Here is a 16,344-nt window from a genome sequence, read left to right on the forward strand (position 1 = left end):
AGCAGCAACCGTGATGGAAACAGCAATGAACTGGACGTGGTTTCATAAGCTCGGCTCGCCCAAATGGTTTTACGGCATCAGCGGCAGAATGCTGCCATGGCTGAGCATTGCGGCGTTGCTGCTGATCGGCGTTGGCGTGGTCTGGGGCCTGGCCTTCGCGCCGCCGGACTACCAGCAGGGAAATAGCTTTCGCATCATCTACATCCACGTTCCGGCCGCCATGCTGGCACAGTCCATCTACGTGATGCTGGCGGTGTGTGGCGTCGTCGGGCTGGTGTGGAAGATGAAGCTGGCCGACGTCGCCCTGCAGTGCGCGGCGCCCATCGGTGCCTGGATGACCGCCGTGGCGCTGGTCACCGGGGCGATCTGGGGCAAGCCGACCTGGGGCTCGTGGTGGGTCTGGGATGCACGACTGACGTCCATGCTGATTCTCTTGTTCCTGTACTTCGGTCTTATTGCGCTGGGCAACGCCATCAGCAATCGTGACAGTGCGGCCAAGGCCTGTGCGGTGCTGGCCATCGTCGGCGTGATCAACATCCCGATCATCAAGTACTCGGTGGAGTGGTGGAACACCCTGCATCAGGGCGCAACCTTCACGCTCACGGAAAAACCGGCGATGCCCGCCGAGATGTGGCTGCCGTTGCTGCTGACGGCGCTGGGTTTCTATTGTTTCTTCGGCGCGGTATTGCTGCTGCGCATGCGCCTTGAGGTGCTCAAACGCGAAGCCCGGGCCAGTTGGGTCAAGGCCGAAGTTGAAAACAGCCTGGAGGTTGCTCGATGAGTTTTGCTTCATTCGGCGACTTCCTCGCCATGGGCCATCATGGCCTGTATGTCTGGTCGGCCTATGGCATTTGCCTGGCAGTGCTGGCCCTCAACGTGGCGGCGCCGATCCTGGCCCGCAAGCGGTATCTGCAACAAGAGGCGCGCCGTCTGCGCCGGGAGAACGGCAAGTGAATCCGCTGCGTAAAAAGCGTCTTATCATCATTCTGGCGATCCTGGTTGGGGTCGGCGCCGCCGTGGGCCTGGCCCTCAGCGCCCTGCAGCAGAACATCAACCTGTTTTACACACCGACCCAGATCGCCAACGGCGAAGCCCCGCAGGACACGCGCATCCGCGCGGGCGGCATGGTCGAGGCCGGTTCCCTGCAGCGCTCCGGCGATTCGCTGGACGTGAAGTTCGTCGTCACCGACTTCAACAAATCCGTGACCATCAGCTATCGCGGCATCCTTCCGGACCTGTTCCGCGAAGGGCAGGGCATCGTCGCCCTGGGCAAGCTCAATGCCGAAGGCGTGGTGGTGGCCGATGAAGTGCTGGCCAAGCACGATGAAAAGTACATGCCGCCGGAAGTGACCAAGGCCTTGAAAGACAGTGGTCAATCCGCCCCAACACCCGCTAAGGAGGGTTGATCCATGACTTCCGGCATCTTCATTCCTGAACTGGGTCATCTGGCGATGATCCTGGCCCTGTGCTTTGCGCTGGTTCAGGCCGTCGTGCCTTTGGTCGGCGCCTGGCGCGGCGACCGATTCTGGATGAGCCTGGCCCAGCCGGCGGCATGGGGGCAGTTCGCCTTCCTGCTGTTCGCTTTTGGCTGCTTGACCTATGCGTTCATGGCCGACGATTTTTCCGTCGCTTATGTCGCCAACAACTCCAACAGTGCCTTGCCCTGGTACTACAAGTTCAGCGCCGTATGGGGCGCGCACGAAGGTTCGTTGCTGTTGTGGGCGTTGATCCTCGGCGGCTGGACGTTCGCCGTGTCGGTGTTCTCCCGACAGTTGCCGCAAGTAATGCTGGCACGGGTGCTGGCAGTGATGGGCATGATCAGCACCGGTTTCCTGCTGTTCCTGATCCTCACCTCGAACCCGTTCAAGCGCATCCTGCCGCAAGTGCCTGGCGACGGTGCCGACCTCAACCCGTTGCTGCAAGATATCGGCCTGATCGTGCACCCGCCGATGCTGTACATGGGCTACGTCGGCTTCTCGGTGGCCTTCGCCTTCGCTATCGCCGCGCTGATGGGCGGGCGCCTGGACGCCGCTTGGGCGCGTTGGTCGCGGCCATGGACCATCGTCGCCTGGGCATTTCTCGGTATCGGCATCACCCTCGGTTCCTGGTGGGCCTACTATGAACTCGGCTGGGGCGGCTGGTGGTTCTGGGACCCGGTGGAAAACGCCTCGTTCATGCCCTGGCTGGTGGGCACCGCGCTGATTCACTCGCTGGCCGTCACGGAAAAGCGTGGTGTGTTCAAGAGCTGGACCGTGTTGCTGGCCATCGCCGCCTTTTCGTTGAGCCTGCTGGGCACTTTCCTCGTGCGTTCCGGCGTACTGACCTCGGTGCACGCCTTTGCCTCGGACCCCGAGCGCGGCGTGTTCATCCTGATCTTCCTGCTGTTCGTGGTCGGTGGTTCGCTGACGCTGTTCGCCTTGCGCGCACCGGTGGTCAAGAGCCAGGTCGGCTTCAACCTCTGGTCCCGGGAAACCCTGTTGCTGGGCAACAACCTGGTGTTGGTGGTGGCCGCTTCGATGATCCTGCTGGGCACCTTGTATCCGTTGATTCTCGATGCCATGACCGGTGCCAAGCTGTCGGTCGGCCCGCCGTACTTCAATGCGCTGTTCATTCCATTGATGGCCTTGTTGATGCTGGTGATGGCGGTCGGCGTGATCGTGCGCTGGAAAGACACCCCGGTGAAATGGCTGCTGGGCATGCTCACCCCGGTACTACTCGGCAGCGCCGCGCTGGCGGTGGTGGCGGGCGTGGCTTATGGCGATTTCAACTGGGCGGTGCTGGCGACCTTCATGCTCGCGGCCTGGGTGTTGTTGGCCGGTGTGCGTGACATTTTCGACAAGACTCGCCACAAAGGCCTGATCAAAGGCCTGCCGACCCTGACCCGCAGCTACTGGGGCATGCAGGTTGCACACCTGGGCATCGCCGTCTGCGCCCTCGGCGTGGTGTTGTCGAGCCAGAACAGTGCCGAGCGCGACCTGCGCCTGGCGCCGGGCGAGTCCATGGCCCTGGGCGGTTATCAATTCATCTTCGAAGGTGCCAAACATTTCGAAGGCCCGAACTTCACCTCCGACAAGGGTACCGTGCGGGTGATCAAGGACGGCAAGGAAGTCAGTGTCCTGCACCCGGAAAAACGTCTCTACACCGTACAGAATTCGGTGATGACCGAAGCCGGGATCGACGCCGGTTTCACCCGTGACCTCTACGTCGCACTCGGCGAGCCCCTGGGGGATGGCGCCTGGGCAGTACGTGTGCACGTCAAGCCGTTCGTGCGCTGGATCTGGTTCGGTGGTTTGCTCACAGGTCTGGGCGGGTTGCTGGCAGCGCTGGACCGGCGTTATCGGGTCAAGGTGAAAAGCCGTGTGCGGGAAGCACTGGGCATGACGGGAGCGACTGCATGAAGCGTTGGTTGATGTTGTTGCCACTGGCGATTTTCCTCGTGGTGGCTGTTTTCCTGTATCGCGGTCTGTACCTAGACCCGGCCGAGTTGCCCTCGGCGATGATCGGCAAACCCTTCCCGGAGTTTTCCCTGCCAGCGGTGCAGGGCGACAAGACCCTGACCCGCGCCGACATACTCGGCAAACCGGCATTGGTCAACGTCTGGGGCACCTGGTGCATTTCCTGCCGGATCGAGCACCCGGTGTTGAACAAACTGGCCGAGAAGGGTGTGGTGATCCACGGCATCAACTACAAGGACATCAATGCCGACGCCTTGAAATGGCTGGCGGATTTCCATAATCCGTATCAGCTGGATATTCGCGACGACGCCGGCACCCTGGGCCTGAACCTCGGTGTGTACGGCGCCCCGGAAACCTTCTTCATCGACGCCAAGGGCATCATCCGCGACAAATTCGTAGGGGTGATCGACGAGCAGGTCTGGCGCGAGAAACTGGCGGCCAAGTACCAGGCGCTGGTCGACGAGGCGAAGCCATGAAGCGCTGGATTGCCGCCGTTGTCCTGGGCTTGAGCCTGGCCGGCGTGGCCCACGCTGCCATCGACACTTACGAGTTCGCCAAGGAAGGTGATCGCGAGCGTTTTCGCGAGTTGACCAAGGAGCTGCGTTGCCCCAAGTGCCAGAACCAGGACATCGCTGACTCCAATGCCCCGATTGCCGCCGACCTGCGCAAAGAGATCTTCCGCATGCTTGGCGAGGGTAAGGACAACCAGCAGATCATCGACTTCATGGTCGATCGCTACGGTGATTTCGTTCGCTACAAACCGGCCCTGAACGCCAAGACCGCACTGCTCTGGTTCGGCCCCGCTGGCCTGCTGTTGGGCGGTGTGGTGATCATCGCGGTGATCGTGCGTCGTCGTCGCGTGCAACGCGCCGAAACGCCAGGCTCGCTTTCTGCCGAGGAGCGCGAGCGCCTCGACCAACTGTTGGATAAAAACCAAGAATGATTGATTTCTGGCTCGCTGCAGGTCTGCTGCTTCTGGTGGCCCTGAGTTTTCTGCTGATCCCCGTCCTGCGTAGTCGTCGCGCCCAGCTCGAAGAGGATCGTACTGCCCTGAACGTGGCGCTGTATCAAGAACGCGTGGCTGAGCTGCAGGTTCAGCAGCAGGAAGGCGTTCTCGATGCCGCGCAAATGGACGCCGGCCGGGCTGAAGCCGCCCGTGAATTGCTCGCGGACACCGAAGGCGTTGCCGCGCCTCGGGTGACGCGCCTGGGCAAGGCGGCACCGTTGCTGGCAGCCATCCTGGTCCCGGTGCTGGGCCTGGGGCTGTACCTGCATTTCGGTGCCAGTGACAAAGTCGAGTTGACCCGGGAATTCGCCCAGGCGCCACAGTCGATGGAAGAAATGACCCGGCGCCTGGAGCGCGCGGTCGCGGCGCAGCCCGATTCCGCCGAAGCGCTGTACTTCCTCGGTCGCACCTACATGACCCAGGATCGTCCGGCGGATGCGGCGAAGATCTTCGAGCGCACCGTCAACCTGGCCGGGCGCCAGCCTGAACTGTTGGGGCAATGGGCCCAGGCGCAGTATTTCGCCGATGGCAAGAAGTGGTCGGACAAGGTCCAGGCCCTGACTGACGAAGCGCTCAAGGCCGATCCAAAAGAAGTTACCAGCCTGGGCCTGCTGGGCATCGCCGCCTTCGAAGGCCAGCGTTTTCAGGAAGCGATCGACTACTGGAATCGCCTGCTGGAGCAACTGCCGCCGGACGACCAGTCCCGTATTGCGCTGCAGGGCGGTATTACCCGCGCCAGCGAGAAACTGGTGGCCAGCGGTGGCAAGGTGGCCCAGGCGCCAGCGGCCAAGCCGGCAGCGCTGCTCAAGGTCCGGGTTGACCTGGCGGCCGACCTGAAGTCCAAGGTCCAGCCGGGTGACAGCGTGTTCATCTTCGCCCGTGCCACCTCTGGCCCACCCGCGCCGTTGGCGGCCAAGCGCCTGACCGTGGCTGATCTGCCAGCCACCGTCGAGTTGGGCGATGGCGATGCAATGATGCCGCAGTTGAAACTGTCGAACTTCCCTGAAGTCCAACTGGTTGCGCGCATCTCCCGCGCCGGTCAACCGACGGCAGGCGAGTGGATCGGTCGCAGCCAGCCCCTGGCCAGCAGCACCACCGCGCCGCAACAACTGACCATCGATAGCCCGGATAAGTAAACCCGGATCAGTAAGCCCGGATAAGTAAACCCGGATCAGTAAGCCCGGATAAGTAAACCCGGATCAATAACAGGAAGCGCCACCATGACCGCCATTGCTCGTATCACCCTGCTCAGCGTTGTTTTGGGGCTGAGCGCTTGTGCGGTCCAACGGCCACCTGAGCAGCCGAGCCCGCCACCGATCCCGCCGTCGCAGCCCAGTACCAAACCGGCGCCGTCGACGGTGCCGGGCAAACCGACGACTCCCGCCAAACCGGCCAAGCCGCTGCCGCGCACCTCGGCCAGCTTCGCGCCGCCACCGGGTGGCAACAGTCATTGGGACCCGAAACTGGGCGTGTATGTGCTCGACGATCAACCGAACACGTTCTATCGCCAGCGCACCTACTACCGTTGGGATAACGGCTGGAGCCGTTCAATCAGCCCGAAAGGACCCTGGGAAGAGACCGATATCCATGGCGTACCGGGTGGGTTGGGACGCCAGTTCGGGCAATAACGCAAATTGCGACCCTCGGGGGGTTGGATGGCAGGCAGGTTGATCTAACTCATCGGGCCTTCGGGTTCGGGCAAGGACAGCCTGCTCGATGCCGCGCGAGCGCGGTTGGCCGAGCGTGGCTGCCGTATCGTGCGCCGAGTCATCACGCGTTCCGCCGAAGCCGTGGGCGAGGCAGCACTGGGCGTGAGCCCGCAGCAATTCGTCCAGATGCAGGCCCAGGGCGCGTTTGCCCTGAGCTGGCACGCTAATGGCCTGTCCTACGGGATCCCGCGGGAAATCGACGATTGGCTCGCCGCTGGCCAGGACGTGCTGGTGAACGGCTCGCGCGGGCATTGGCAGGATACTCGCGAGCGTTATCCGAATGTGTTGGCGATATTGCTGACCGTGGACCAGGCAGTGCTGCGCCAGCGCTTGCTGGCGCGTGGTCGTGAGTCCTTGGCCGAGATCGACCAGCGCCTGGCGCGCAATGCCCGTTTCGGTGAGCGCCTACTGGCCGAGGATCCGACAGTGCATGTGCTCGACAACTCCGGGCCACTGGAACAGACCGTTGAACAACTCTTGGCCTGCCTCGACGAGCCGGCTGCATGCGCCTGATCGCTGTGCCGGCCATTTTGTCGATTTAAAACCTTCTTTCTTCATACCCCGCAATACAACCGAACGTCGTGCTTTCAGTTTTTGTGCTTGAGTAAAGATAACTCTAGGGTTATTTTTGTTGAGGCCAAAGCAAGGAGGCTGGTGGTGCAGAGCAGGCTATTGATCAAGGAATTGATGGAGGCGGGATGGACCCTGGACCGGGTCACAGGCAGTCATCACATTTTCACCCACCGATACAACCCGTATACCATTCCCATCCCCCATCCGAAGAAGGATTTGCCGGTCGGGACGGTCAAGAGCATCAGGAGGCGAGCCGGGCTGTACTGCCCGCCAGCCAGTTACGCAGGAGATCCATAATGCAATATCCAATCTGTATCGAATGGGGCGATGAGAACACCGCCATCGGTATCCAGATCCCCGATATCCCAGGTGCGGTAACCGCCGGGGATAGCTTTGAAGAGGCCTACAACGCAGCGGTCGAAGTTGCCCACATCATGCTGCAGGAGTTGGCTGCGGATGGTGAGTCGATTCCGATGCCGACGTCGGCTTCGGTGCATCGCAGTAATCCCGAGTTCGCCGACATGGGCTGGGGCATGCTGGAGCTGGACATCTCGCCGTACCTGGGCAAGACCGAGAAGGTCAACGTGACGTTGCCCGGCTATGTGATCCAGCGCATTGATCGTTATGTGCGCGAGCACAATGTAAAAAGCCGGTCGTCGTTCCTGGCGGATGCGGCGATGGAGAAGCTGGTGCGCAATTGATGGATTGGTAACCTTGCCTTGGCGGGCGATCCTACTCGCCCACCAAGCGCTTGAATCTTTACGCCGTCGCCAATGAAGCCTTCTGCGAAACACTCAGGAAGCGCAACAACGCCAACAGTGGAAACGCACTGCCAACCACCACGATCCACAGCCAGCCGCCGTGCTCATATACCGCGCTGGCCACGGATGAGCCGAACGCACCGCCGATGAAGATGCTGGTCATGTACAACGCATTCAGACGGCTGCGGCTTTTGGCGTCCAGGGCGTAGACCGCGCGTTGACCGAGGACCATGTTCATTTGTACGCAGAAATCCAGCACCACGCCGGTCACGGCCAAGCCGATCACGCTGTAGACGGGGTGGATGAAAGCGGGCAGGAAGCTCAGGCTGGCGCACAGCAGGGCCAGCAATGAAGCGATTCGGGTATGGCCGGCGTCGGCCAGGCGTCCGGCGATAGGCGCGGCAATGGCGCCGATTGCGCCGACCAGGGCGAAAATCGCGATCTGGCTTTGCGACAGGCCATGATTGCGCGCCAGTTCCAGCGGCACGGCGGTCCAGAACAGGCTGAACGTGGCGAACATGCAGCCTTGATAAAACGCCCGCTGGCGCAATACCGGTTGTTGACGCAGCAGCGTCCAGAGCGAACCCAGCAATTGGCCATAGGACGCGCTGTGGTCAGGCTGGCGCTTGGGGATGGTCAGCGCCAATACGATGCTGATCGCTGCCATCAATAGCGCGGCAATCACAAACATTGCCCGCCAGCCAAAATGATCCGCCACCACGCTGGACACCGGTCGCGCCAGCAATATTCCCAACAACAAACCGCCCATGATCCCGCCGACCACGCGGCCGCGAGATTCTTCCGGCGCCAGGTGTGCGGCCAGCGGAATCAGGATCTGCACCGACACCGAGCTGAAGCCCACCAGTAGCGAAATCAGCAAGAACACGTTCGGCTGATCGGTGAACGCCGCGCCCAGCAGACTGGCAATGGCGACCACGGTGGTGATGATCATCAGCCGCCGGTTTTCCAGCAGATCACCCAAAGGCACGAGGAAGAACAGGCCCAGGGCATAACCGATCTGCGTCAGCGAAACGATCAGGCTGGCCATGGTGCTGGTCAGGCCGATGTCCGGTGCGATCAGGCCGATGATCGGTTGCGCATAGTAGATGTTGGCGACGATCGCGCCACAGCAGAAGGCGAACAGCAGCACCATGCCTCGGGTCATTGTCGCGGTGCCATGGGGCAGCTGGGGCGATGGAGTCATAACGTGTCTCGCTGGAAATAAGTGAATGCGCGCAGGCTAAACGGCTGGCTGAAACGGCGGAAGTGGAATTGGAATGATAGTAATCATTCTTCTGCGCAATGAATGACGAATGCGGGCGTGTTGCAGGGACCACCGGCCATCCGAAGAACTGCCCGTTTTGCCGTGACAGCTAGAATCTACAGGGGGATCACTTCAACGTGTCCTTACAAAGCGGGAGTATCACGATGAAAATCGTATCTTCGCTGGCGTTGGTGGTAGCGGTTGGGTCGATCTTCGGGTGCTCGACAGTGCCGGATGCTCAGGTCACCAACGTTCCCATGAACGCTACTGCCATCAATGCTGGCAACATCGCCCGGCCAATCATGATGCCCGACGGGCAAGCAACAGTGTTCTGGTTTGCTGTCAGTGGAGAATCCATGGGTAGCGCGTTACCAGGTCGTTTGCAGGCCTACATCTACCCGGGAAGCTGTGGAAGTCTGGGTGCCAAACCCGCCTATGACATGAATGACGGCCCGAATGCGCGGTTCTATTCGCAAGCGTCCATGCAATATTTCTGGAAAAGCGCACCCGTACCGGTCGAGACACTTCGAGCGGGGGGCTATGCGTTGGTGGTGCGTGAAAGCCCGGCCGATGGTCACCAGGCGATTTTCTGCGGCAACCTGAGCTAGCGGCATACCCCTGTAGGAGCTGCCGAAGGCTGCGATCTTTTGATTTTGCCTTTTGAAAAACAAGATCAAAAGATCGCAGCCTTCGGCAGCTCCTACAGGGGATCGCGTCTGCTCAGTGGTTACTGGGCGTAAATCTGATCGAAAATCCCGCCATCATTGAAGTGGGTCTTTTGCACGGTGCGCCAGTCGCCGAAGGTTTTTTCCACCGACAGGAAGTCGACTTTCGGGAAGCGGTCGGTGTACTTGGCCAGAACGGCCGGGTCACGTGGACGCAGGTAGTTGGCGGCGGCGATTTCCTGACCTTGTGGCGACCAGAGGTACTTCAGGTATTCCTCGGCGGCAGCGCGGGTGCCTTTCTTGTCGACGGTCTTGTCGACCACCGACACCGGTGGCTCGGCTTCGGCGGATACGCTTGGGTAGATGACCTCGAACTGATCGCGGCCAAACTCGCGGGCGATCATTTCCGCTTCGTTTTCGAAGGTCACCAGTACGTCGCCGATCTGGTTGGTCATGAAGGTCGTCGTTGCGGCGCGGCCACCGGTATCCAGCACTGGAGCCTGCTTGAACAGCTTGCCGACGAAGTCCTTCGCCTTGTTTTCGTCGCCGCCATTTTTCAGCACGTAGCCCCAGGCGGAGAGGTAGGTGTAGCGGCCGTTACCAGAAGTCTTCGGGTTTGGCACGATGACTTGCACACCGTCCTTGAGCAGGTCCGGCCAGTCTTTCAGGGCTTTGGGGTTGCCTTTGCGGACGATGAACACAGTGGCCGAGGTGAACGGGGCGCTGTTGTTCGGCAGGCGGGTGACCCAGTTGTCCGGGATCAGTTTGCCGTTATCAGCCAGGGCGTTGATGTCGGTGGCCATGTTCATGGTGATCACGTCAGCGGGCAGGCCATCGATGACCGAGCGCGCCTGTTTGCTGGAGCCACCGAAGGACATCTGCAAGGTGATGTTTTCGTTGTGCTCGGCTTGCCAGTGTTTCTGGAACGCAGTGTTGTAGTCCTTGTAGAAATCGCGCATCACGTCGTAGGAAACGTTGAGCAGGGTCGGTGCGGCCTGGGCCACGCTGGTCAGTGCCAGACCAGCGGCCAGAAGTGAGGCGCCAAAGAGTTTTTTCACTGCGAATTCCTTGTTCTATGTAGGAGCTGCCGCAGGCTGCGATCTTTTGATTTTGATCTTCAAAAGCAAGATCAAAAGATCGCAGCCTGCGGCAGCTCCTACGGGTTATGTGTATTGAACGCGATACTAATTTGCCAGCGACTATAGCCGGCCCCGCATAGTCGTTTAAAGATTAAAAAGCTCTTTGCTTATTCCAGTTTCTTGAACAATGCATTGCCGCAGCGAGAGCAGAACGCGGCGCCGTGTTCGTGGTGGTTTTTCTTGCACACCGGGCAGTCATGTTGCAACTGTTCGCCACGCATGGCGTTGGCCAGCTCGGCAGTGAAAATACCGGTGGGCACGGCAATGATCGAATAACCGGTGATCATGACCAGCGAGGAAATCACCTGGCCCAATGGCGTCTTCGGCACGATGTCGCCGAAGCCCACCGTGGTCAGCGTCACGATGGCCCAGTAGATGCCTTTGGGAATGCTGGTAAAACCGTGCTCCGGGCCTTCGATCACATACATCAATGTGCCGAACACCGTCACCAGGGTGCAGACACTGACCAGGAACACCACGATTTTCTGCTTGCTGCCGCGCAACGCGGACATCAGGTAGTTGGCTTGTTTCAGGTAGGGGCTGAGCTTGAGCACGCGGAAAATCCGCAGCATCCGGATGATCCGGATAATCAACAGGTACTGCGCATCGGCGTAGTACAACGCCAGTATGCCGGGCACGATCGCCAGCAAGTCCACCAGTCCATAGAAGCTGAAGGCGTAGCGCAGGGGTTTGGGCGAGCAGTACAGGCGCAGGCCATATTCGATGGCGAAGATGACGGTGAAGCCCCACTCGATGTACGCCAGCACGTCGGCGTAGTTGCGGTGGACTGTATCGATGCTGTCGAGCATCACGATCACCAGGCTGGCGAGGATGATCAACAGCAAAATGCCGTCGAAGCGCCGACCCGCCTTGGTGTCGCTCTGGAAAATCATGACGTAAAGGTCTTCACGCCAGTTTTTGCTGCTGTCCATGGGAAACGCCTGAATCGGGAATCAGCGCAGCCTAGGTTGATTCTCCCCAGAAGCGCAAGGCGCAGTGGCCCCTGTCGCCTTGCCGAGTACTTGAGCCACCGTACGAATCAGCCAGCAGGCGAGGATGAACGGCGCGGTCAGCGTGGGCAGGCCAACAGCGGCAAACATCGGCGTCAACAGCAGCGCGCAGGCAATGCCCACCAGTGGCAGCCACGGCTGCTGGCGCTGGGCGCTGAAGGCGAGGGCGGCGAGCACGGCGTTGTAGCCACCCAGGCCCAGCAGTGCGGTGTAGAAGTCGTGGTTCAACAGGCTCCAACCCATGCCGGCAACAGACGCCAACAACGCCCAGCAGAAGGCGCGACGATCAGCCACCAGCAAACCGGCGGCAATCATCGCACCGGCCAGCGGATGACCGAGGAACATCACCTGGCCGAGGCCCTTGAGGGGGGCGGCGAGCATGTTCAGCGTGCTGACTTCGATCAGATGCGCCTCGGTCGAGGGCGTGGCGAAGCACAGCAGCAACCAGCCCAAACCCACGAAGGGCGCGGTATAGGCCGGCAGGTATTGGCTGAAGCGGGTGCGTTTGAGCCACTGCTGTGTGAGCATGGCGCTCAGGCCACCTGCGGCGAGGATCAGCGGCGGCAACATCGCCGACCAGGGGAAATACAGACTCAGCAGCAAGCCAAGCAAGACGCCGTTGTAACTGAAGAGTCCGGCCTGGCGATCGGCCTTGGCGTAGCCTCGACGTTGCGCGGTGAGCAGCCCGGCGACGCCGCCAAGCAACGCACCGCCGAGCAAGGCGGGCGCAGTAAACAGAATGGCGAGCAGGCACGCCAGACCAAACAGCGGATGGCGTTGGAGGAATATCTGGCTGAAGCCGTTGAGCAAGGCTTCGGCCCAGTCGGGGCAGTGGGTGTTGAAGTGGTTGGCAGGCATGGCAAGGGTCGTTTCAGTACAGATCGTTCCCACGCTCTGCGTGGGAATGCCTCAATGGACGCTCTGCGTCTGCTCTTGGGACGCGGAGCGTCCCGGGCTGCATTCCCACGCAGAGCGTGGGAGCGATCATGTAGGGGTTAAATCAATGTTTCGATACGCAAAGAGTTAGTCGACCCCGGCTGCCCAAACGGCACACCTGCAGTGATCAATAACGTATCGCCCCGCTGCGCCATGCCTTGGGCCTGGGCAATTTCCAGCGCCGTAGAGCACACCTCGTCCACCTGACGCAGGCGATCGTTGACCACCGAATGCACCCCCCATGCCACGGTCAGGCGTCGAGCGGTTTGCCGGTTCGGCGTCAGGTTGAGGATCGGCACTGTCGGCCGTTCCCGGGCCGCACGCAAACTCGAGGTGCCTGATTCGCTGTAGTTGACCAAGACCGCCACCGGCAACACGTTGCTGATACGGCGAATCGCGCAGCTGATCGCATCGGAAACAGTCGCTTCGGCTTTTGGCCGGCTGACGTCCAGCTGGGTCTGGTAGTCCGGGCCGTTTTCCACTTGGCGGATGATCTTGCTCATCATCTGTACAGCTTCCAGCGGGTATTCGCCGGAGGCGGTTTCCGCCGACAGCATCACCGCGTCGGCACCTTCGGCCACCGCATTGGCGACATCGGTGACTTCGGCGCGGGTGGGCGCCGGGGAGAAGCGCATCGATTCGAGCATCTGCGTCGCCACCACCACCGGCTTGCCCAACTGGCGACAGGTGCTGATGATGTTTTTCTGGATCTGCGGCACGCTTTCGGCCGGCACCTCCACGCCCAGGTCACCGCGAGCGACCATGATCGCGTCGCTCAATTCGGCAATTTCGCGCAATTGCGCCACCGCTGACGGCTTCTCGATCTTGGCCATCAGGAACGCCTTGTCGCCGATCAGGGCACGGGCTTCGCGAATGTCCTCAGGACGCTGCACGAACGACAGGGCCACCCAGTCCACCCCCAGTTCAAGGCCGAAGCTCAAATCGCGACGGTCCTTGGCGGTCAGCGGGCTCAGTTCGAGCAGCGCTTGCGGCACGTTCACGCCTTTGCGGTCCGACAGTTCGCCACCATTGAGCACGGTCGTGTCGATGGCGTCGGCATACTTGGTGACCACTCGCAGGCGCAGCTTGCCGTCGTCCAGCAACAGGTCCATGCCGGGCTCCAGCGCAGCGATGATTTCCGGGTGCGGCAGGTTGACCCGGCGTTCGTCACCCGGCGTGGCATCGAGATCCAGGCGCAGGGCTTGACCGCGATGCAGCTGGACTTTGCCTGCGGCAAATTTGCCGACCCGCAATTTCGGCCCTTGCAGGTCCATCAGAATGCCCAGCGGATAATTCAGCTGGCGCTCGACTTCGCGGATCCACTGGTAGCGCTTGGCGTGGTCGGCGTGATCGCCGTGGCTGAAGTTCAGGCGAAAGATATTGACCCCGGCCTGCACCAGTTCACGAATGTCGTCGATCCCGTCGGTAGCGGGGCCCTGGGTGGCGAGGATCTTGACCTTTTTGTCAGGCGTCATGTTTAGGGCTCTCAAGAATCAGGATGGCGCGGAAGTCGTTGACGTTGGTGCGGGTCGGCTCGGTGACGATCAGTGCGTCCAGCGCCTCGAAATAGCCGTAGCCATTGTTGTTGTCCAACTCGTCGCTGGCGCTCAAACCGAGGGCCGCGGCGCTGGCGTAACTGTCCGGGGTCATGATTGCCCCGGCGTTGTCTTCGGAGCCGTCGATGCCATCGGTGTCCCCGGCGAGGGCGTAGACGCCGGGCAAGCCCTTGAGGCTGTCGGTCAGGCTGAGCAGGAACTCGGCGTTGCGCCCACCACGGCCGTTACCGCGAACGGTAACCGTGGTTTCGCCGCCAGAAAGAATCACGCAGGGCGCCGCCAGTGGCTGGCCGTGCTGGACGATTTGCCGAGCGATACCGGCATGCACTTTTGCCACTTCACGGGACTCACCTTCGAGGTCGCCCAGGATCAACGGACTGTAACCGGACTGACGGCACTTCACCGCCGCGGCTTCCAGTGATTGCTGCGGGCGCGCGATCAGCTGGAAGTGACTGCGGGCCAGGCTCGGATCGCCAGGTTTCACAGTCTCTGATTCCGGGCTTTGCAGCCAGTTACGCACGGAGGCGGGCACGTCGATGGCGTAGCGCTTGAGGATTGCCAGCGCTTCCGCCGAGGTGCTCGGGTCGGCCACTGTGGGACCTGAGGCGATGACCGTGGCGAGGTCGCCCGGCACATCGGAAATCGCATAGGTATAGACAGTGGCTGGCCAGCAAGCCTTGCCGAGGCGGCCACCCTTGATCGCCGAGAGGTGTTTGCGTACGCAATTCATCTCGCCAATGGTCGCGCCGGATTTGAGCAGGGCTTTGTTGATCGATTGCTTGTCGGCCAGGGTGATGCCTTCGGCCGGCAGGGCGAGCAGCGCCGAGCCACCGCCGGACAGCAGGAAGATCACGCGGTCTGTTTCGTCGAGGTCGCTGACCAGTTCCAGAACGCGTTTGGCAACGGCCAGGCCGGCGGCGTCCGGAACCGGATGCGCGGCTTCGACCACTTCGATTTTTTCGCAGGGGGCGCCGTGGCCGTAACGCGTCACCACCAGGCCGGACACTTCGCCCTGCCAGCAGCGCTCGACCACCTGGGCCATGGCGGCCGCGGCTTTGCCGGCACCAATGACGATCAACCGACCGCTGCGGTCGGCAGGCAAATGGGCTTCAAGGACTTGCTGCGGATGGGCCGCGTCGATGGCTGTGGCGAACAGCTCACGCAGCAATTGTTGCGGATCGACCGACATGGCGGGCTCCCGGAATTCTTGTTATTCGAAAGGGCAACTCGGATCTCTGTGGGAGCGAGCCTGCTCGCGAATCAAACGACACGGTTTGTCAGGGACACCGCGGTGAATTCTTCGCGAGCAGGCTCGCTCCCACAGGTTTATGAAGGGCTTAGTTCTTGTCGCGAATCGAGAAATTTGCCATGTGTTCCAGGCCCTTGATCAGTGCCGAGTGGTCCCAGTTGCTGCCACCGATGGCCGCGCAGGTGCTGAACACTTGCTGGGCGTTGGCGGTGTTCGGCAGGTTGATGTTCAGCTCCTTGGCCCCTTGCAGCGCCAGGTTCAGGTCCTTCTGGTGCAGGCTGATGCGGAAGCCTGGATCGAAGGTGCCCTTGATCATGCGCTCGCCGTGTACTTCGAGGATCTTCGACGAGGCGAAACCGCCCATCAGTGCTTCACGCACCTTGGCTGGATCGGCACCGTTCTTGGCAGCGAACAGCAGGGCTTCGGCCACGGCCTGGATGTTCAGGGCGACGATGATCTGGTTCGCCACCTTGGCGGTTTGACCGTCACCGTTGCCACCCACCAGGGTGATGTTCTTGCCCATGGCCTGGAACAGCGGCAGCGCGCGTTCGAAGGCATCGGCATCGCCGCCGACCATGATGCTCAGGGTCGCCGCCTTGGCACCGACTTCACCGCCGGACACTGGCGCGTCGAGGTACTGGGCGCCTTTTTCGTTGATCCTGGCCGCAAATGCCTTGGTGGCGGTCGGCGAGATCGAGCTCATGTCGATCACCACCTTGCCTTTGCCAAGACCGGCGGCAACGCCGTCGGCACGGAACAGCACGTCATCGACCTGTGGGGTATCCGGGACCATCACGATGATGAATTCGGCTTCCTGGGCGACTTCTTTCGGGTTCGCCAGGGCGACGGCGCCAGCGGCAACCAGGTCAGCGGGGGCGGCGTCGTGGTGCGCCGACAGGAACAGGCTGTGACCGGCTTTTTGCAGGTTCGCCGCCATTGGGTGGCCCATGATGCCGGTGCCGATGAATCCGATTTTAGCCATGAGAAAATCCTCTCTTTTTGTTTGTCACCCTGTAGGAGC

The 16,344-nt window shown here is 61.3% G+C and carries 19 protein-coding genes; 12 read left to right on the top strand and 7 right to left on the bottom strand.

From position 1 onward, the window contains the following. Positions 1-25: 25 nt before the first annotated feature. From AC3WWR_RS15015 to AC3WWR_RS15065, 11 genes are all read left to right on the top strand, one after another. Positions 26-781, top strand: a complete 756-nt coding sequence (locus AC3WWR_RS15015; RefSeq protein WP_020796989.1) for a heme ABC transporter permease — start codon at positions 26-28, stop codon at positions 779-781. After that, positions 778-954: a heme exporter protein CcmD gene (gene ccmD, locus AC3WWR_RS15020; protein ID WP_008055370.1), complete on the top strand. Its 177-nt coding sequence runs from the start codon at positions 778-780 to the stop codon at positions 952-954. Before AC3WWR_RS15015 ends, ccmD begins: the two co-directional genes overlap by 4 nt. Beyond that, positions 951-1,406: a cytochrome c maturation protein CcmE gene (gene ccmE, locus AC3WWR_RS15025; RefSeq protein ID WP_020796990.1), complete on the top strand. Its 456-nt coding sequence runs from the start codon at positions 951-953 to the stop codon at positions 1,404-1,406. The genes ccmD and ccmE overlap by 4 nt, the downstream gene beginning before the upstream one ends. Before the next feature lie 3 nt (positions 1,407-1,409). Next, positions 1,410-3,398, top strand: a complete 1,989-nt coding sequence (locus AC3WWR_RS15030; protein ID WP_020796991.1) for a heme lyase CcmF/NrfE family subunit — start codon at positions 1,410-1,412, stop codon at positions 3,396-3,398. Continuing rightward, positions 3,395-3,931: a DsbE family thiol:disulfide interchange protein gene (locus AC3WWR_RS15035; RefSeq protein WP_020796992.1), complete on the top strand. Its 537-nt coding sequence runs from the start codon at positions 3,395-3,397 to the stop codon at positions 3,929-3,931. The genes AC3WWR_RS15030 and AC3WWR_RS15035 overlap by 4 nt, the downstream gene beginning before the upstream one ends. Beyond that, positions 3,928-4,398 carry a cytochrome c-type biogenesis protein gene (locus AC3WWR_RS15040; protein WP_020796993.1) on the top strand — a complete coding sequence of 157 codons (471 nt, stop codon included), beginning with the start codon at positions 3,928-3,930 and terminating at the stop codon, positions 4,396-4,398. The genes AC3WWR_RS15035 and AC3WWR_RS15040 overlap by 4 nt, the downstream gene beginning before the upstream one ends. Next, positions 4,395-5,597 carry a c-type cytochrome biogenesis protein CcmI gene (gene ccmI, locus AC3WWR_RS15045; protein ID WP_033044072.1) on the top strand — a complete coding sequence of 401 codons (1,203 nt, stop codon included), beginning with the start codon at positions 4,395-4,397 and terminating at the stop codon, positions 5,595-5,597. Before AC3WWR_RS15040 ends, ccmI begins: the two co-directional genes overlap by 4 nt. Before the next feature lie 84 nt (positions 5,598-5,681). Further along, on the top strand, positions 5,682-6,089 hold the full coding sequence (locus AC3WWR_RS15050) for a hypothetical protein (RefSeq protein ID WP_033044073.1): 408 nt from the start codon (positions 5,682-5,684) through the stop codon (positions 6,087-6,089). A gap of 51 nt (positions 6,090-6,140) precedes the next feature. Then, on the top strand, positions 6,141-6,683 hold the full coding sequence (phnN, locus tag AC3WWR_RS15055; RefSeq protein WP_492598841.1) for a phosphonate metabolism protein/1,5-bisphosphokinase (PRPP-forming) PhnN: 543 nt from the start codon (positions 6,141-6,143) through the stop codon (positions 6,681-6,683). A 144-nt stretch (positions 6,684-6,827) separates the two neighbouring features. Then, positions 6,828-7,040, top strand: a complete 213-nt coding sequence (locus AC3WWR_RS15060) for a type II toxin-antitoxin system HicA family toxin (protein WP_492598835.1) — start codon at positions 6,828-6,830, stop codon at positions 7,038-7,040. After that, positions 7,040-7,444, top strand: a complete 405-nt coding sequence (locus AC3WWR_RS15065; RefSeq protein ID WP_020796998.1) for a type II toxin-antitoxin system HicB family antitoxin — start codon at positions 7,040-7,042, stop codon at positions 7,442-7,444. The genes AC3WWR_RS15060 and AC3WWR_RS15065 overlap by 1 nt, the downstream gene beginning before the upstream one ends. A 58-nt stretch (positions 7,445-7,502) precedes the next feature. Here the strand turns inward: AC3WWR_RS15065 and AC3WWR_RS15070 are convergent, their stop codons facing one another. Further along, positions 7,503-8,708 (bottom strand): MFS transporter, encoded by a 1,206-nt coding sequence (locus AC3WWR_RS15070; RefSeq protein WP_033044076.1) that lies wholly within the window; start codon positions 8,706-8,708, stop codon positions 7,503-7,505. A gap of 224 nt (positions 8,709-8,932) precedes the next feature. Between AC3WWR_RS15070 and AC3WWR_RS15075 the strand changes: the two genes are divergently transcribed. Then, on the top strand, positions 8,933-9,376 hold the full coding sequence (locus tag AC3WWR_RS15075) for a hypothetical protein (RefSeq protein ID WP_020797000.1): 444 nt from the start codon (positions 8,933-8,935) through the stop codon (positions 9,374-9,376). Between the two features lie 119 nt (positions 9,377-9,495). Here the strand turns inward: AC3WWR_RS15075 and AC3WWR_RS15080 are convergent, their stop codons facing one another. The 6 genes from AC3WWR_RS15080 to AC3WWR_RS15105 form a co-directional block, all read right to left on the bottom strand. Continuing rightward, positions 9,496-10,491: a sulfate ABC transporter substrate-binding protein gene (locus AC3WWR_RS15080; protein WP_020797001.1), complete on the bottom strand. Its 996-nt coding sequence runs from the start codon at positions 10,489-10,491 to the stop codon at positions 9,496-9,498. A gap of 188 nt (positions 10,492-10,679) precedes the next feature. Then, on the bottom strand, positions 10,680-11,504 hold the full coding sequence (locus AC3WWR_RS15085) for an ion transporter (protein ID WP_020797002.1): 825 nt from the start codon (positions 11,502-11,504) through the stop codon (positions 10,680-10,682). Positions 11,505-11,525: 21 nt separating this feature from the next. Continuing rightward, entirely contained in the window at positions 11,526-12,440 is a 915-nt protein-coding gene (locus tag AC3WWR_RS15090; RefSeq protein WP_020797004.1) for an urea transporter, read from the bottom strand. Between the two features lie 137 nt (positions 12,441-12,577). Continuing rightward, positions 12,578-13,993 (bottom strand): pyruvate kinase, encoded by a 1,416-nt coding sequence (pyk, locus tag AC3WWR_RS15095; RefSeq protein WP_492598836.1) that lies wholly within the window; start codon positions 13,991-13,993, stop codon positions 12,578-12,580. Further along, positions 13,983-15,263 (bottom strand): glycerate kinase type-2 family protein, encoded by a 1,281-nt coding sequence (locus AC3WWR_RS15100; protein ID WP_033045663.1) that lies wholly within the window; start codon positions 15,261-15,263, stop codon positions 13,983-13,985. The genes pyk and AC3WWR_RS15100 overlap by 11 nt, the downstream gene beginning before the upstream one ends. A 148-nt stretch (positions 15,264-15,411) precedes the next feature. Then, the gene (locus AC3WWR_RS15105; protein ID WP_020797007.1) at positions 15,412-16,305 is read right to left on the bottom strand and encodes a 2-hydroxy-3-oxopropionate reductase; all 894 of its coding nucleotides are present in this window, start codon (positions 16,303-16,305) and stop codon (positions 15,412-15,414) included. Between the last annotated feature and the right edge of the window lie 39 nt (positions 16,306-16,344).

It is taken from the genome of Pseudomonas sp. EB271-G4-1, assembly GCF_058791355.1.

Bases quoted from the DNA above. Each gene is read 5' to 3' on its own strand.
- AC3WWR_RS15015 (WP_020796989.1), top strand. From the start codon at position 26: ATGAACTGGACGTGGTTTCATAAGCTCGGCTCGCCCAAATGGTTTTAC.
- ccmD (WP_008055370.1), top strand. From the start codon at position 778: ATGAGTTTTGCTTCATTCGGCGACTTCCTCGCCATGGGCCATCATGGC.
- AC3WWR_RS15030 (WP_020796991.1), top strand. From the start codon at position 1,410: ATGACTTCCGGCATCTTCATTCCTGAACTGGGTCATCTGGCGATGATC.
- AC3WWR_RS15035 (WP_020796992.1), top strand. From the start codon at position 3,395: ATGAAGCGTTGGTTGATGTTGTTGCCACTGGCGATTTTCCTCGTGGTG.
- AC3WWR_RS15040 (WP_020796993.1), top strand. From the start codon at position 3,928: ATGAAGCGCTGGATTGCCGCCGTTGTCCTGGGCTTGAGCCTGGCCGGC.
- ccmI (WP_033044072.1), top strand. From the start codon at position 4,395: ATGATTGATTTCTGGCTCGCTGCAGGTCTGCTGCTTCTGGTGGCCCTG.
- AC3WWR_RS15050 (WP_033044073.1), top strand. From the start codon at position 5,682: ATGACCGCCATTGCTCGTATCACCCTGCTCAGCGTTGTTTTGGGGCTG.
- AC3WWR_RS15065 (WP_020796998.1), top strand. From the start codon at position 7,040: ATGCAATATCCAATCTGTATCGAATGGGGCGATGAGAACACCGCCATC.
- AC3WWR_RS15070 (WP_033044076.1), bottom strand. From the start codon at position 8,708: ATGACTCCATCGCCCCAGCTGCCCCATGGCACCGCGACAATGACCCGA.
- AC3WWR_RS15075 (WP_020797000.1), top strand. From the start codon at position 8,933: ATGAAAATCGTATCTTCGCTGGCGTTGGTGGTAGCGGTTGGGTCGATC.
- AC3WWR_RS15085 (WP_020797002.1), bottom strand. From the start codon at position 11,504: ATGGACAGCAGCAAAAACTGGCGTGAAGACCTTTACGTCATGATTTTC.
- AC3WWR_RS15090 (WP_020797004.1), bottom strand. From the start codon at position 12,440: ATGCCTGCCAACCACTTCAACACCCACTGCCCCGACTGGGCCGAAGCC.
- pyk (WP_492598836.1), bottom strand. From the start codon at position 13,993: ATGACGCCTGACAAAAAGGTCAAGATCCTCGCCACCCAGGGCCCCGCT.
- AC3WWR_RS15100 (WP_033045663.1), bottom strand. From the start codon at position 15,263: ATGTCGGTCGATCCGCAACAATTGCTGCGTGAGCTGTTCGCCACAGCC.
- AC3WWR_RS15105 (WP_020797007.1), bottom strand. From the start codon at position 16,305: ATGGCTAAAATCGGATTCATCGGCACCGGCATCATGGGCCACCCAATG.